This is a genomic window from Serratia sp. JSRIV001, assembly GCF_019968745.1.
Taxonomy (GTDB): Bacteria; Pseudomonadota; Gammaproteobacteria; order Enterobacterales; family Enterobacteriaceae; genus Chania; species Chania fonticola_B.
The window spans coordinates 2029103-2042535 of record NZ_CP074147.1 but is presented as its reverse complement, the minus strand read 5'-3'; the positions used below and the strand labels follow the sequence as shown (position 1 = coordinate 2042535).

The following is a 13433-nucleotide window of genomic DNA, read 5'->3' as shown; positions in this document are numbered from 1 at the left end:
GGCGCGACAGAGGAAAACGCCATTTATCACCCGCCAGATTTCAGACGAAAGCCAGGCCGGGCTCGTTGCTCAATATACTCGATCATCATGCCGGCAATATCCAACCCGGTGGTGGTTTCAACGCCTTCCAACCCCGGTGACGCATTCACCTCCATCACCAGCGGGCCACGATCGGCACGGAGGATATCAACCCCGGCAACATCCAATCCCAGCGTCTCCACGGCCTTGATCGCCGTAGCGCGTTCCTTGCCGGTAATATGCACTCTTCGAGCGGTGCCGCCACGGTGCAGATTCGACCGAAACTCCCCAGGCTTTGCCTGGCGTTCAATCGCGGCTACTACCCTGCCGCCAACGACCAGGCAGCGAATATCACAGCCATTGGCTTCACGGATATACTCCTGCACCAGGATATGGGCGTTCAGGCCACGAAAGGCGTCGATCACGCTCTCCGCCGCCTGGCGAGTTTCGGCCAATACCACGCCGATCCCCTGCGTCCCTTCAACCAGCTTCACCACCAGCGGTGCGCCGCCCACCAGTTCGATCAAATCACCGGTGTCATCCGGTGAATGCGCAAAGCCGGTAATGGGCAGATCAATCCCCTGGCGCGCCAGCAGTTGCAGCGAACGCAGTTTGTCGCGCGCGCGGGTAATGGCCACTGACTCATTGAGTGGATAGCTGCCGAGCAGTTCAAACTGGCGCAGCACGGCAGTGCCATAAAAGGTAATAGCGGAACCAATACGCGGGATCACCGCATCGTAATGTTCCAACCGGCGGCCACGATAATGAATGCTCGGTGCCGCCGGGTTGATATTCATATAACAAGACTGCGGATCGATAACATCGATACGGTGCCCACGCTGCTCTGCAGCCTCACGCAGTCTTTTACATGAGTACAGCGAACCATCGCGCGAAAGAATGGCAATTTTCACTCGTCACCCCTAAAGGCGTTGATCACCTGCATTGGCAGGCATTCCCCATAGCCGCGTTTAGTCTTGCGGTCCCTGGTCTTGTTTATCTTTTGGCGGGGTACGCCGATCGTTCTGCGGCGGCTGGCCACCGCGCAGTAGCGGGCCGAACCCTTGAACTACGCGCCAGACCAAAAACGCGGCTGCAGGAACCATCATGAAGACGCCTAGAAAGATCATGCCAACCGCCGCCTGCTGCGAAGCCAGCATACCCGGTAAGCGGACGTAGTCATGAATACTCAGATAAGAGAGTATCAACAGCACCATGCCCAATCCTTCAAGCACCAGCACAGAACGCGGTAAGTCACCGAATGAACGCATATTTTTTTCTCCAGACTCACTGTGTCCAGTGTAGTAAATTCGCCATCGCTGCAACAGCTCTAGTTGATTAATCGGTTCTATAAATCAGACCAAGAGGCAGATCCTGCTTTTTTTTAGCTCAGCCAACGGGCATAGTAAGCGCCATGACGTGAGTGATTGCGCAACTGAAGTCTTTTTATGACGGAAGGAATGTCGTTACAATAACGGTTAATGATTAATAACAGACTAGGAGTGTTACATGTTTGCTGTAATCTTCGGGCGTCCGGGCTGTCCTTACTGTGTCCGTGCTAAAGAGCTGGCAGAGAAATTGACTGAAGAGCGTGACGATTTCAACTTCCGTTATGTTGATATCCACGCCGAAGGCATCACCAAGGCCGATTTGGAAAAAACCGTGGGCAAACCGGTAGAAACCGTGCCGCAAATCTTTATCGATCAGACCCACATTGGCGGCTGCACCGATTTTGAAGCCTACGCCAAAGAAAACCTGAACCTGTTCCAGTAAGCTTCAAGCTCGAACAAAAAAGGCCACCGAACTCAGGTGGCCTTTTTTACGATTAGGGTTTTTGCTGCCGATAGAACTGTTGCCACGCATGGAACACCATGCGCATTAATAAATACAACATCCCACCCAACACACACCAGAATACGGCGCTGACCGCATAAGCCAACTCCTGCCAAAACGAATGGCCGGGGGTCAACCAAAAGTGGCGAATGAGTAAACACAGCGGTACCGCACACAGTGCGCCAAGCAAGGGACACAGAATACGCTGCTTGCTCGACAAATAGCTGGCGATAAAACCGGGAATAATAAACAACAGCAGGCCGGTTTCACCATGATGCTCGGATTCTGTCACGCCGACGGCACCGCTCTTCAGGCCCAGAAAAACCAGACTAAACAGTAGAAAACAGCTAAAAATGCCCACCCAGTATCGATAACTTACCATCCACCTCTCCCCTCCATACCCGAAAATGACGGATATCGCGATGTGACCGCTGACTACATCGTAAAACACAGCCTATCGCACCGACCCTGCGACACACAGCCGAAATCGACAGCGCTGGCTGAACTTTTTCCTTGGTCAAAAAGGGTTAAATACGTATGCCGACACAGCTTTATGCTGGCTGTCATACGTGATAGCGACTAGAATAAGCGCCGCCATTCGATGGTTCGGATCGCCTTCCGATGGTTGGTTGTTATCTAAGCTTTATCCATATACTCTATGGCTGAATCTAACTCTTATAGTGTTCTTTATCAAGAACTTACTGGTAAACAATAAGTTATCCCCCGTGAACATAAACGTCGCAAGTTTGTTAAACGGTAACTACATCCTGTTACTGTTTGTGGTACTCGCCCTGGGGCTCTGCCTCGGAAAGGTTCGTCTTGGCTCCGTTCAACTCGGTAATTCCATTGGCGTTTTAGTGGTCTCGCTGTTGCTTGGCCAGCAGCACTTTGCCATTAACACCGAAGCGTTAAGCCTCGGTTTCATGCTGTTTATTTTTTGCGTCGGCGTTGAAGCGGGTCCCAATTTCTTCTCAATTTTTTTCCGCGACGGCAAAAACTACTTCATGCTGGCGCTGGTGATGGTCGGTTCAGCGATGGTGATCGCCATCGGACTCGGTAAGCTGTTCCACTGGGATATCGGCCTTACCGCCGGTATGCTCGCCGGTTCGATGACCTCCACACCGGTATTGGTGGGTGCAGGCGATACGCTACGTAATACCATCACCAGCGGCCCGGCACTGCTTGCAGCCCAAGACCATCTGAGCCTGGGCTACGCCCTGACCTACCTGATTGGCCTGGTCAGCCTGATTTTCGGCGCTCGTTATCTGCCAAAACTGCAGCATCAGGATCTCTCTACCTCTGCCCAACAAATTGCCCGTGAGCGCGGCCTGGATACCGATAGCCAGCGCAAGGTTTATTTGCCGGTGATCCGCGCCTATCGCGTTGGCCAGGAACTGGTCGCCTGGGCAGACGGCAAGAACCTGCGCGAGCTCGGTATTTACCGCCAAACCGGTTGCTACATCGAACGAATTCGCCGCAACGGCATTCTGGCCAACCCGGACGGAGATGCGGTGTTACAGGTCGGGGATGAAATCTCACTGGTCGGCTACCCTGATGCTCACGCACGCCTGGACCCAAGCTTCCGTAACGGTAAGGAAGTGTTCGACCGGGATCTGCTGGATATGCGCATCGTAACCGAAGAGATCGTGGTCAAAAACAGCAATGCGGTAGGCAAGCGCCTGAGCCAGTTGAAGCTGACCGATCATGGCTGCTTCCTCAACCGCGTGATCCGCAGCCAGATTGAAATGCCGATCGATGACAGCATCGTGTTGAACAAAGGCGATGTGCTGCAGGTTAGCGGCGATGCCCGCCGGGTAAAAAGCGTGGCAGAGAAGATCGGCTTTATCTCCATTCATAGCCAGGTTACCGATCTGCTGGCGTTCTGTGCCTTCTTTATCATCGGCCTGCTGATCGGCCAGATCACCATTCAGTTCACCAGCAGCTTCTCCTTTGGTATCGGCAACGCCGCAGGGCTATTGATGTCCGGCATCATGCTGGGCTTCCTGCGTGCCAACCACCCGACCTTTGGTTATATCCCTCAGGGCGCGTTGAATATGGTGAAAGAGTTCGGCCTGATGGTGTTTATGGCTGGTGTGGGCCTGAGCGCAGGGGCAGGTATCGGCAATACCCTTGGCGCAGTAGGTGGCCAGATGCTGATCGCAGGCTTGATCGTCAGCCTGGTACCGGTAGTGATCTGCTTCCTGTTCGGTGCCTACATTCTGCGCATGAACCGTGCCCTGCTATTTGGTGCCATTATGGGGGCACGTACCTGCGCCCCGGCGATGGAAATCATTAGTGACACTGCACGTAGTAATATTCCTGCGTTGGGATATGCAGGCACCTACGCCATCGCTAACGTGTTGTTAACCTTGGCAGGCTCGCTCATCGTGGTGATCTGGCCAGGACTAATGGGGTAGCAAGGCGATCTGAGAAGTGCCGCTACGGCGAAATATTTTTTTATTTTTCTAGCAACGGGTAGAACTTTTCGATCGGGACATAGTCTGAATTAGTGCCACTGCTTTTCTTTGATGTCCCCATTTTGTGGAGCCCGTTAGTCCCGCCTTTTTAGGTTCAAGATTAGCGGGTTTTTTGTTGCCTGAAATTTACGCCTGACCTTCCCCCATTGATTTACACATCGCGATGTTAGTAATGAGACGCTGAAGGCCATTTGGACGCTAGCTAGTACGATCCATGAGATTTGGTGACCCAAATAAGCGGGGAGAAAGTTCAAATGGCTCCAGCCCGAAGAGAGCATGCGCCCAAGTCGGTGCTACGCGTTATCGGGCTTGAACGTAGAGCTATCCGCCTTGATCACGGGCTTTCGGGACTGCGACGGTGCCACAATCAACTGAGGGGCACAGCCTAAAATCCGTCGCCACTCAGACTCTGATGTAAAATAACGGCCTTATTTGATGTTCTGAAGAATGCTTTTCGGTACCCAGCCAATATCTTGATCCGAGAGTCGCTGGCACCATACCCAGCCATTTAAGAATTTTATCGCCAGCAACTCATCTCCTTCATTAACATCAAGTTCTTTGGCCGTATAGTCATCTTTCGCTATACCATGGCCAGGTTTGTCGCTTCGTTCTATCAGCTGTTCTGGCACCCATCCACCGGAATGATTAGCTATGGTACAGAAATACCAATTATCCCAACCTTCATCGCCCTCATATATGTCCCCTATCGTAAGCGAAGTTCCAGTTGTGAACGTTATAGGATCTGGATACTCACTTCGATGTCGCCCAGTTGCGATAAATTTCATGTTGTTCCTCATAAAACATCACCTACCTTCTTCCGATGCTTTCAATTATCTGTATGCATATACAGTTTGCAACTATTAATTTCATTGCAAGCTGATCACGCGAAGCTTGCTTAAACCTTAAATAAATCAACTGATTGATATATATAAATTTAATTCATTCGACGCACTGACACTTCCAACACCGAACGTTAGGGTAAGGCAATCGCGGACTATTAGGTTATATTCTTTCCCAGGCCGACAACCTCCACTACACCGGCCTGTAAATCTTTCCATTCATGCATCAGCAAGCATCAACATTTAACCCAGCTTATATTGATGCTGGTTGGGCAGATGACATAGATGATGTGATACGCTCAGGTACGCCTTATACTCAACCCTGTCGGTACGACACATAAATGCCGATCAGCACGTTTACACCAGCAGCATATTACTCATTGAGCAAAGTATCCAAAAAGAAATTAACGCATTTCTATATTAATGCAATATAAAATACCGAATGCAGGAGTGCGTGAAAGCTGGAGGAGACTTCTGTTACAAATAACGTTATCCGCAACATCATATTTTACACTAACAGAATTTAACCTATCGAGGTTATTGACAACACTATTCTTTTAATGACAACGTAGTGAAGCACCGAGGCATTGTCGCTCCATAAAGGGCGTCTGACATCGGTTATAAATATCATTTACACTATGGAGGTGAGCATGTAAAACCAACACAATAACAGCACCAGAAATAAAACACCGAATTTTAGCAGTTTAATGATTATTTATGTGTCATTTCACAATCCCAAAAGGATTTATAGGATTGCATCATGAAAATGAGTTTCTTAGCTTACCTTTTTCTAGTTTTAACCAGCTTCTTTTTTAGTGAGCACTTAAGTGCAGCTAGCACAGGCACGCTTACGGTGAAGTTTGGTCAGACAACGGAGGATACGTTCAAGATAACTCACCCTGAAGCGGTAAATGTGGGGTTTAACAGCGAACTGAAAGGGAATATCTATAAAGAAACACCCGATAACAATAAGGACAAACGAAGTGATATCGTTTTTGAAAGTACTAAAGATGTTTTTGTCTTGTTTGATGAGAATAAAAATTTAGCGGCATTACACTTACAACTGAAAACCGATCAGTTTAGCGTTATCAGTGCAATTCTAGCTAAAAAATACACCACCGCCGTAAAGAAAACCTCGTTTATCGGCAGTGACTATATGGAACTCTACAACGCCGGTGTTTTGATTTATTTGATGGATCCTTTCTTCTTTTCCAATACCTCACTCTTCTTTATAAGAACCGATGTGAGAAATAAAATCCTAAAAAACATCCCCACTAACCTGCTTGATGATGAGCTCAAGGTACTGAACTACCTTGTGGAGAAAAGCTTTCAATCAACAAAGTAATCAGATAAGTGCCCCTGCTATAATGCTGAACAATACCATAACAGAATAGCGGGCGGAGTTAAAATCAGCATCCAATCACCAGAAAAGCTAAAAAACACAATAAGATATACTTGATCTTGGGTGTGGCAATAGCGTGCTGGCGAGAAGCAATGATTCGGCCTCTATATCCATGGGCGAATCACTGCTCTGACCTAATTATTGTGATGCCTTTCACTCTCAACGCCATTCAGATCCAACGTTTCCCCATCAATGTTTTTCGAGCGGTACTACGAGCATATCAACCGCAATATGGTTGATCGTGCGGCGCGTACTGGATATCAAACGGCTCCACATATCGTGGTGGTGACCAAAAATCACCAAATCAATCCCCTTCTCACGGATGGCACTATTCAGCGCTTCACTGAGTTCACCACGGCCAATGATCACTTCACTGATGGGATACTCCGCCTGCTGCTGGATAGCGTTAAGCATATTCTTAACTCGTTCGGAGAAGGTCTTATCGGCATAGTTGAATTCGCCACTACCAAACTCGCTGTAGTGGTTAGCTTGCTCATCGATATAAATCAACGACAGCTTGGCCTGCAGTGTGTCAGCCAATTCAGCCCCCTTTCGCACTAACAGCTCGGCATCGTCACTCAGATCGGTTGCAATAACGATATGTTGATAAGTCATATTGTCGGCTCTCCTAATTACCTAATACCCAGCCTGATAACCTACCTATTAATTCTAGTCTAGCCTGAGAGTGGTTGCTTATCCTCTTGTCATTTTACTGCTGGAACAATCCATCTCGGCACCAGGCACTACTGCAAAATCTGTAGGCAGCGCCCCAACGTTGTGAGCCAACTGCGGTCTCGGTTAACCGATTCACCTTTATCTCCTCTGCCCCATCTTCCATTACAAAAAAGTTCAGAAAATAAAGAAAATATAAGATGGTGTGATATACCCGGGAACTCCTTATACTCGGCCCTGTCGATAAGAAAAATCACCTGACCACCAACGACCACCCCTTTCCCCTCACATTCGACGCTTACTCTCAGATTAATCCAAATTAAGGCTTAATCATTTACCCATGATTGGCCTTGAGTGCCGGAAACGCCACGCGCCATCATCAGGATAACGCAATGTCAATTTCTTCCTCTGCCCGGGTCGCAAGCAATAGCTTGGTTGAACCGGGGGCGATTATCGGTGCGCGCGTCAGCATTGGCCCTTTCTGCATCATCGCAGCCGGCGTCGAGATTGGTGATGACACGGTAATAGCCTCCCATGTAAGCATTAACGGCCTCACCCGGATTGGCTGCAATAACGTTATCGGGCAGTTTTCCATCATCGGCGAAGTGAATCAGGATTTGAAATATGCTGGTGAAGCTACGGACGTGGTGATCGGCGACAGAAACAGGATCGGCAAGAATGCGACCATTCATCGCGGCACCACTCAAGGCTATCGGCGGACAACCATCGGTAATGACAACCTGTTCTTAAACAACGTCCACATTGGCCATGATTGTATTGTCGGCAATACTACGGTTATCGGTGATAACTCGGGGCTGGCCGGGCATGTTGAGCTGGATGATTTTGTGCAGATCGGCAATATGTGCGCGATACATCAGTTTTGTCTGCTGGGTGCCCATGCGCATATCGCCCATCAGTCCGGCGTGGTGCAGGATGTTCCACCTTTTGTCAGTGCCAGTGGCAACCACGCGGCCCCCATCGGGGTAAACGATTCAGCGGCAGCTTTCCAATCACTTAGTGAGCAGCAACAGCAGGTGATCCAAACCCTGTATAACATGCTTTATCACAATGCGTTGGCGATCAATGAGGTGAAACAGGAAGTGCAGCGCTTGAGCGAAACCTATCCGCTACTGCAATGGTTTACTTCTTTCTTCTCACGCTCGGCGCGCGGTATTATCCGCTAGGCGCTGCCATTGAATATTCAGATGGGCGCCGCATGCGGCGCCCCTACGTAGCGGAGTCTACAGTCGTTTATTTCGTTACCGCACGGCCAGTATTTTCGCTGGCAGACCAGATGCGATAGCGCACCTCGACGTCCTTCGGCACGTAAACCACGATCGGCAAGCGGCTGTTATAGCGCTGCATCGCGGCATCCCCCAGATGAGCGGCAACGAACTCCTGACGCTTGGTATTATCCGGGCAAGCCATCATGGTAGAGGCCGGAGCCGAGAGCTTCGGCAGTACAAAATAGTCGTAACCCCAACCGGCCAGCGTTTTACTCTCCAGATTGCCGCCCATCATGTGGCGGTTGCAATCCACTTCCAGCGTTTGGCCAATCAGCAGCTCAACCTTAAAGTTTTCTTCATTCTCCTGCTTGGGTAAATAAATGACCTGCCGGCTCATGCCCGGCTCCGCTTTCGGGAACGGTGCTACTTTTTCCAACGGCTGCATATTGAGATCGTCAGTACTTGCGGTGGTTGCAGCAACGGCGTTGACAGACGCGGCCATCAGCAGGCTGGTCACTACCATAGAAAGCTTGTTCATTTTTTATCCTTACAATTCATAACCTAAATACCTAATTACGCTAGCATACTTTACGCCGTTAAATTATAGGTCAATTCTGGATATCGTCCCCAAGCCGCTCGCCATCCATTAAGGTTTTCTTAAGACGGAATGATTACAGTAGCCTGATCCATTGCCGCCTATGAGCCTTCGTGTGAACCCATCAAACGCCAAACAATCGTCATTAAATCAATCCTCAACGACTAGCCAAATTCAGACTGACGCCCTTTACTCCTTGCCCGCATCCTTTTACCGTTGGCAAGCCTTTGGGCTGTTGGTGGCTGCACTGTTGTTTATCTGGCTGTCACGCAATGAACAGCTGGATTGGGCAGTCAGTAATTATTGGTATGACGCCGCCAGCCAGCGTTTTCCGTGGCAGAACAACTACTGGCTGGATCTGATCAACCATCGGTTGTTAAAGATTTCGGTGATCGCCGGAGCGGTGCTGGCGTTGTTTTGGGGAATTTATCGCCGTAACGCAAGGCTGATCGTCGCCATGCTGTTGATCGGCACTGGGCCGTTGGTGGTGGGGATCCTGAAGGCCACCAGCGCACACTCATGCCCTTGGGATCTGCTGGAGTACGGTGGCAAAGCAATGTCATTTCCACTGTTTGGCACCACGCCAGCGTTTCCGGGGCCTGGCCGTTGCTTCCCCGGTGGCCACGCTTCCAGCGGCTTCGCCGTGATGGCGCTGTTCTTTCTGTTTTATCCGCAACGCCCGCGCCTGGCTTACTGGTGCTGGCTGGGCGGCATCACGCTTGGCATGCTGATGGGCTTTGGCCAGATCATGCGGGGCGCACATTTTCTTTCCCATAACCTGTGGGCCGGGTGGTGGGTTTGGTTCAGCCAGGTGGCTGTTTATTGGTGTATTAGCGGCTATTTCCGCCGTAAAACGAGGTAAGACTTAATGGAGCAGTTGAACTATCTTCTTTTCGCCTGGATCAATGCCACTCCGGCCAGCCCGGAATGGTTAATCGATCTTGCCACTTTCATCGCCCGGGATCTGATCGCCATTATCCCTCTGCTGATTGTTGGCCTGTGGTTCTGGGGGGCACATGGCCAACTGGCAGCACAGCGAGAAGTGGTAGCCAAAACGACCATTGCCCTGTTATTTGCCATGTGCGCTTCGGCCGCTATCGGTGCGCTGTTGCCCCATGAGCGCCCGTTTGTCACCGGTATCGGCTATACCTTCCTGGCGCATGCACCAGATAGTTCTTTCCCCAGCGATCATGGTACCGCCATCTTCACCTTCGCCCTGGCCTTCTTGTGCTGGCATCGCGCCTGGTCCGGACTTTTGCTGATGGTCGTGGCAATCGCCATTGCCTGGTCCCGGGTATTCCTCGGCGTGCACTGGCCACTGGATATGGTGGGCGGTTTCCTGGTGGGTTGCGTAGGCTGTCTGTTTGCCCAATTGGTGTGGAACCTGTTTGGTGATGCCATCGCCCAGCGTCTGACCCGCCTGTACCATTTCCTGTTTGCCTTCCCGATCCGTAAAGGATGGGTCAAGGAGTAATACCTGCCTGCGGGGGCTTGCCCCCGCCAGCTATAGCATACCGGTCGTCACGCGGAACTCCCGCATCTCCCCCGCTTTTAACATCACCGCCATTGGTATCGCTGCAACCTCTGGGCTGCAACTGGCTGGCTGAACAAATGCTGTCGCTCGCGAGTTGGCTCGTGGCCGCCGTAAGACGGCATAGCTGAATTGGCCGGTGGCAAAACGGGTTACATACCTTCTGCCGCACGGCGCCAGCATAAAGAACTCGGCCTGATCAACATATAGCGAGAGATCGTCAGAACAAATGACCTGCTGCGGATTATCACGGATATTGAGCGCACAGCCCGGCAGATTTTGGCGGAAAACGGCACCTTCCTCACAGGCATAGTTCATATGGCACATATAACTTAATGGCTGAGCCTGCTCGGCCAGGTTGTCGATCACCATTTCAATACTGAACTGTGTGCTGTTGGCGGCTAGCTGAACGGCCGGTTGGATGCGGCAAGGGCCATCGGCAGTGCGGGCTCGTATAGCGATCGCTTCCTCTTCGACTTCCAGCCAGACATCAATCACCGGACCATGATTAGCAGGCAATCCTTGGTGAGAGGCAAAACAGCCACGGGCATCATTACGTCGAGGCTGCAGCTGGCTGGCTTTTGCTTTGAGAGACTGGCCATCAAACACCGCATCCCAAATCATCAAATCCTGGTAGGGCAACAACGTTAAGGTACCCCGCTGATTTTGCAGCACCAACGCGGCGATATCACCAGGAAACATAAACGCGGTCACCGTAAAACCAGCGCCGCGATACACTTCATTCGGCTCTATGCCGAACAATCCAGGGCTCAGATTAATGATCGTCTTCATCTTCTTTCCTCAGGGGGCAGCCGTTGCACAGTGAACGGATTTGTCAATATACAGTCTATGTTATTTAAATAACATTTTCCAGCAAACACTGTGTTAGACGTTGCTGTAAAACTCCAGTTCTCCCTAAAAATTACTGTTAATACAGCTTGAAACATCAATGTTAGAAATGTTAGGATTATAACATCACTAACACCACAGAACGTTTTTACCCCCATAGAGGAAATGACCATGACTACTGAACAGATTGATTACGCTCGCTATATCGACCATACCCTGCTGGCTATGGACACCACGGACAGCCAGATCAACCAACTGTGCGAAGAAGCGCGTCAGCATAATTTCTATGCCGTTTGCGTTAACTCGGGTTATGTCCCGTTGGCCGCTCACCTGTTGCAGGATAGCAACGTTAAAGTATGCTCGGTTATCGGCTTCCCTCTGGGGGCTGGTTTGACCGTCTCCAAGGCTTTCGAAGCCAAAGCTGCCATTGCCGCTGGCGCCCAGGAAATCGACATGGTGATCAACGTCGGTTGGCTGAAAAGCGGCCTGAATGACGAAGTGAAGGCCGATATCGCCGCGGTGCGTGAAGTTTGCGCGGCTATCCCGTTGAAGGTAATATTGGAAACCTGTCTGCTCAGCGATGAACAAATCGTTGTAGTTTGTGAAATGTGTCGTGAACTGGATGTCGCTTTCGTTAAAACCTCTACCGGTTTCAGCACAGGCGGCGCTCGTGAAGACCACGTCAAACTGATGCGTGCTACCGTAGGCAGCGAGATGGGTGTCAAAGCCTCTGGCGCAGTGCGCGATCGCGCTACCGCAGGGAAAATGATTGCCGCCGGTGCAACACGTATCGGCACCAGCTCGGGCGTTGCGATCGTTTCTGGCGATGCGGCTGACACCGGTAGCTACTGATTTTCGCTAGCTCTATCTAGGTATAGCGACATCTAATGCGGGGTTGTGCCCTCAGTGCGAACTGGGTCTGCACAACTCCGCATTATTGTGTTGGAGCGAACGAAAGAAACTTTTGGCTCCTTTATCCCTTTCGGCCACACTTGAGAAACTTGGGGTATAAACCTGTAGGAAAAACTGATGGAAACCCGGCGCGACGAACGTATCAACCGGCTAGTTCAGGCTCTAAAGCGTTCTGACAAGATCCACTTAAAAGAAGCAGCCGCACTGCTCGGCGTCTCGGAAATGACCATCCGGCGCGATCTCAGTGCCGAACCTGCTGCAGTGGTCTTGCTTGGGGGTTATGTCGTAGCCGATCCGCGTATCAACGGGGTCACCAATTATTTTGTCTCCGACCAGAAAGCCAAACAGGTGGCGGAAAAGCGCCGTATTGGCATGTTGGCGGCACCGCTGGTCAATGAAAATGACACGGTGTTCTTTGACTGTGGCACCACCACCCCGGCCATTATCGACGCCATTGCCGATGAACTCCCCTTTACCGCCATTTGCCACTCACTCAACACCTTTCTGGCGCTGCAGGACAAGCCCAACTGCAAGGTGATCCTGTGCGGCGGTGAATTCAAACCGAGCAACTACATTTTCACCGCTGTTGGCCAACATAATGAGTTGGACCACATCTGCCCTAACGTGGCCTTTATTTCAGCGGCAGGCATCACTTTGCAGCACGGCGCAACCTGCTTCAACCTTGATGAACTGGCGATGAAACACAAAGCGTTGGACAAGGCGCAGCAAAAGATCCTGGTCGCCGACCACAGCAAATTTGCCCAAACCAAGCCTGCCTGCATCGGGCCGCTGGCATTGTTCGATAAGGTGATCACCGATCGCCAGCCTGACCCCGAGTTCATCGAGTTTTTCGACCAACACGCGGTCACTTTGCGTTTCTGATCTTGGCCTCACTGCCGATTTTATGCCGTGTCCCTGGTGCTACTTGAGGGACGCGGTTGCAAATTCTTCGTTAAACTCAGGCTTTTTTTTAAGCAATTAAACTTAAAATATTCCTATTGGCCGATAATTACAGGTTAATGGATTGCAACAACTTGCTCGCGTTATTATTCTGCGCAGAACATTATTGCAGTAATTTGCAT

15 protein-coding genes are annotated in these 13433 nt (G+C 50.7%); 8 read left to right on the top strand and 7 right to left on the bottom strand.

Going from position 1 to position 13433, the window contains the following annotated elements; all coding sequences use genetic code 11:
* Positions 1-26: 26 nt before the first annotated feature.
* Positions 27-929, bottom strand: a complete 903-nt coding sequence (gene rimK / locus KGP17_RS09300) for a 30S ribosomal protein S6--L-glutamate ligase (protein ID WP_094982877.1) — start codon at positions 927-929, stop codon at positions 27-29.
* A 57-nt stretch (positions 930-986) separates the two neighbouring features.
* Positions 987-1286, bottom strand: coding sequence for a YbjC family protein (locus tag KGP17_RS09295; RefSeq protein WP_021804980.1), 300 nt, complete (start codon positions 1284-1286; stop codon positions 987-989).
* A 238-nt stretch (positions 1287-1524) separates the two neighbouring features.
* On the opposite strand from KGP17_RS09295, the gene KGP17_RS09290 reads away from it, so the two are divergent.
* Complete coding sequence (locus tag KGP17_RS09290) at positions 1525-1788, top strand: GrxA family glutaredoxin (protein WP_021804981.1); 264 nt, start codon at positions 1525-1527, stop codon at positions 1786-1788.
* Positions 1789-1840: 52 nt separating this feature from the next.
* Here the strand turns inward: KGP17_RS09290 and KGP17_RS09285 are convergent, their stop codons facing one another.
* On the bottom strand, positions 1841-2230 hold the full coding sequence (locus KGP17_RS09285) for an inner membrane protein YbjM (RefSeq protein WP_021804982.1): 390 nt from the start codon (positions 2228-2230) through the stop codon (positions 1841-1843).
* A gap of 343 nt (positions 2231-2573) precedes the next feature.
* On the opposite strand from KGP17_RS09285, the gene KGP17_RS09280 reads away from it, so the two are divergent.
* Positions 2574-4265, top strand: coding sequence for an aspartate:alanine antiporter (locus tag KGP17_RS09280; RefSeq protein ID WP_037375189.1), 1692 nt, complete (start codon positions 2574-2576; stop codon positions 4263-4265).
* Between the two features lie 488 nt (positions 4266-4753).
* Here the strand turns inward: KGP17_RS09280 and KGP17_RS09275 are convergent, their stop codons facing one another.
* A complete protein-coding gene (locus KGP17_RS09275) occupies positions 4754-5110 on the bottom strand; it encodes an SH3 domain-containing protein (protein ID WP_223499208.1) in 357 nt (118 codons plus the stop codon).
* Positions 5111-5924: 814 nt separating this feature from the next.
* Between KGP17_RS09275 and KGP17_RS09270 the strand changes: the two genes are divergently transcribed.
* Entirely contained in the window at positions 5925-6509 is a 585-nt protein-coding gene (locus KGP17_RS09270) for a hypothetical protein (RefSeq protein ID WP_094982878.1), read from the top strand.
* A gap of 246 nt (positions 6510-6755) precedes the next feature.
* Here KGP17_RS09270 and KGP17_RS09265 read toward each other — a convergent pair whose 3' ends face one another.
* Entirely contained in the window at positions 6756-7181 is a 426-nt protein-coding gene (locus tag KGP17_RS09265; RefSeq protein ID WP_223499207.1) for a universal stress protein, read from the bottom strand.
* A 449-nt stretch (positions 7182-7630) separates the two neighbouring features.
* On the opposite strand from KGP17_RS09265, the gene lpxA reads away from it, so the two are divergent.
* The gene (lpxA, locus tag KGP17_RS09260; RefSeq protein WP_115159834.1) at positions 7631-8422 is read left to right on the top strand and encodes an acyl-ACP--UDP-N-acetylglucosamine O-acyltransferase; all 792 of its coding nucleotides are present in this window, start codon (positions 7631-7633) and stop codon (positions 8420-8422) included.
* A 67-nt stretch (positions 8423-8489) separates the two neighbouring features.
* Here lpxA and eco read toward each other — a convergent pair whose 3' ends face one another.
* Positions 8490-9002, bottom strand: coding sequence for a serine protease inhibitor ecotin (eco, locus tag KGP17_RS09255; RefSeq protein ID WP_094982881.1), 513 nt, complete (start codon positions 9000-9002; stop codon positions 8490-8492).
* A gap of 160 nt (positions 9003-9162) precedes the next feature.
* Between eco and KGP17_RS09250 the strand changes: the two genes are divergently transcribed.
* Positions 9163-9921, top strand: coding sequence for a phosphatase PAP2 family protein (locus tag KGP17_RS09250; protein WP_223499206.1), 759 nt, complete (start codon positions 9163-9165; stop codon positions 9919-9921).
* Between the two features lie 6 nt (positions 9922-9927).
* Positions 9928-10533 (top strand): undecaprenyl-diphosphate phosphatase, encoded by a 606-nt coding sequence (gene ybjG / locus KGP17_RS09245; protein ID WP_223499205.1) that lies wholly within the window; start codon positions 9928-9930, stop codon positions 10531-10533.
* Positions 10534-10563: 30 nt separating this feature from the next.
* Here ybjG and KGP17_RS09240 read toward each other — a convergent pair whose 3' ends face one another.
* Positions 10564-11382, bottom strand: a complete 819-nt coding sequence (locus KGP17_RS09240; protein WP_223499204.1) for a hypothetical protein — start codon at positions 11380-11382, stop codon at positions 10564-10566.
* 228 nt (positions 11383-11610) lie between these two features.
* Between KGP17_RS09240 and deoC the strand changes: the two genes are divergently transcribed.
* Positions 11611-12291, top strand: a complete 681-nt coding sequence (deoC, locus tag KGP17_RS09235) for a deoxyribose-phosphate aldolase (protein ID WP_021804992.1) — start codon at positions 11611-11613, stop codon at positions 12289-12291.
* Positions 12292-12468: 177 nt separating this feature from the next.
* On the top strand, positions 12469-13233 hold the full coding sequence (deoR, locus tag KGP17_RS09230) for a DNA-binding transcriptional repressor DeoR (protein ID WP_021179953.1): 765 nt from the start codon (positions 12469-12471) through the stop codon (positions 13231-13233).
* The last annotated feature ends 200 nt before the right edge of the window (positions 13234-13433 follow it).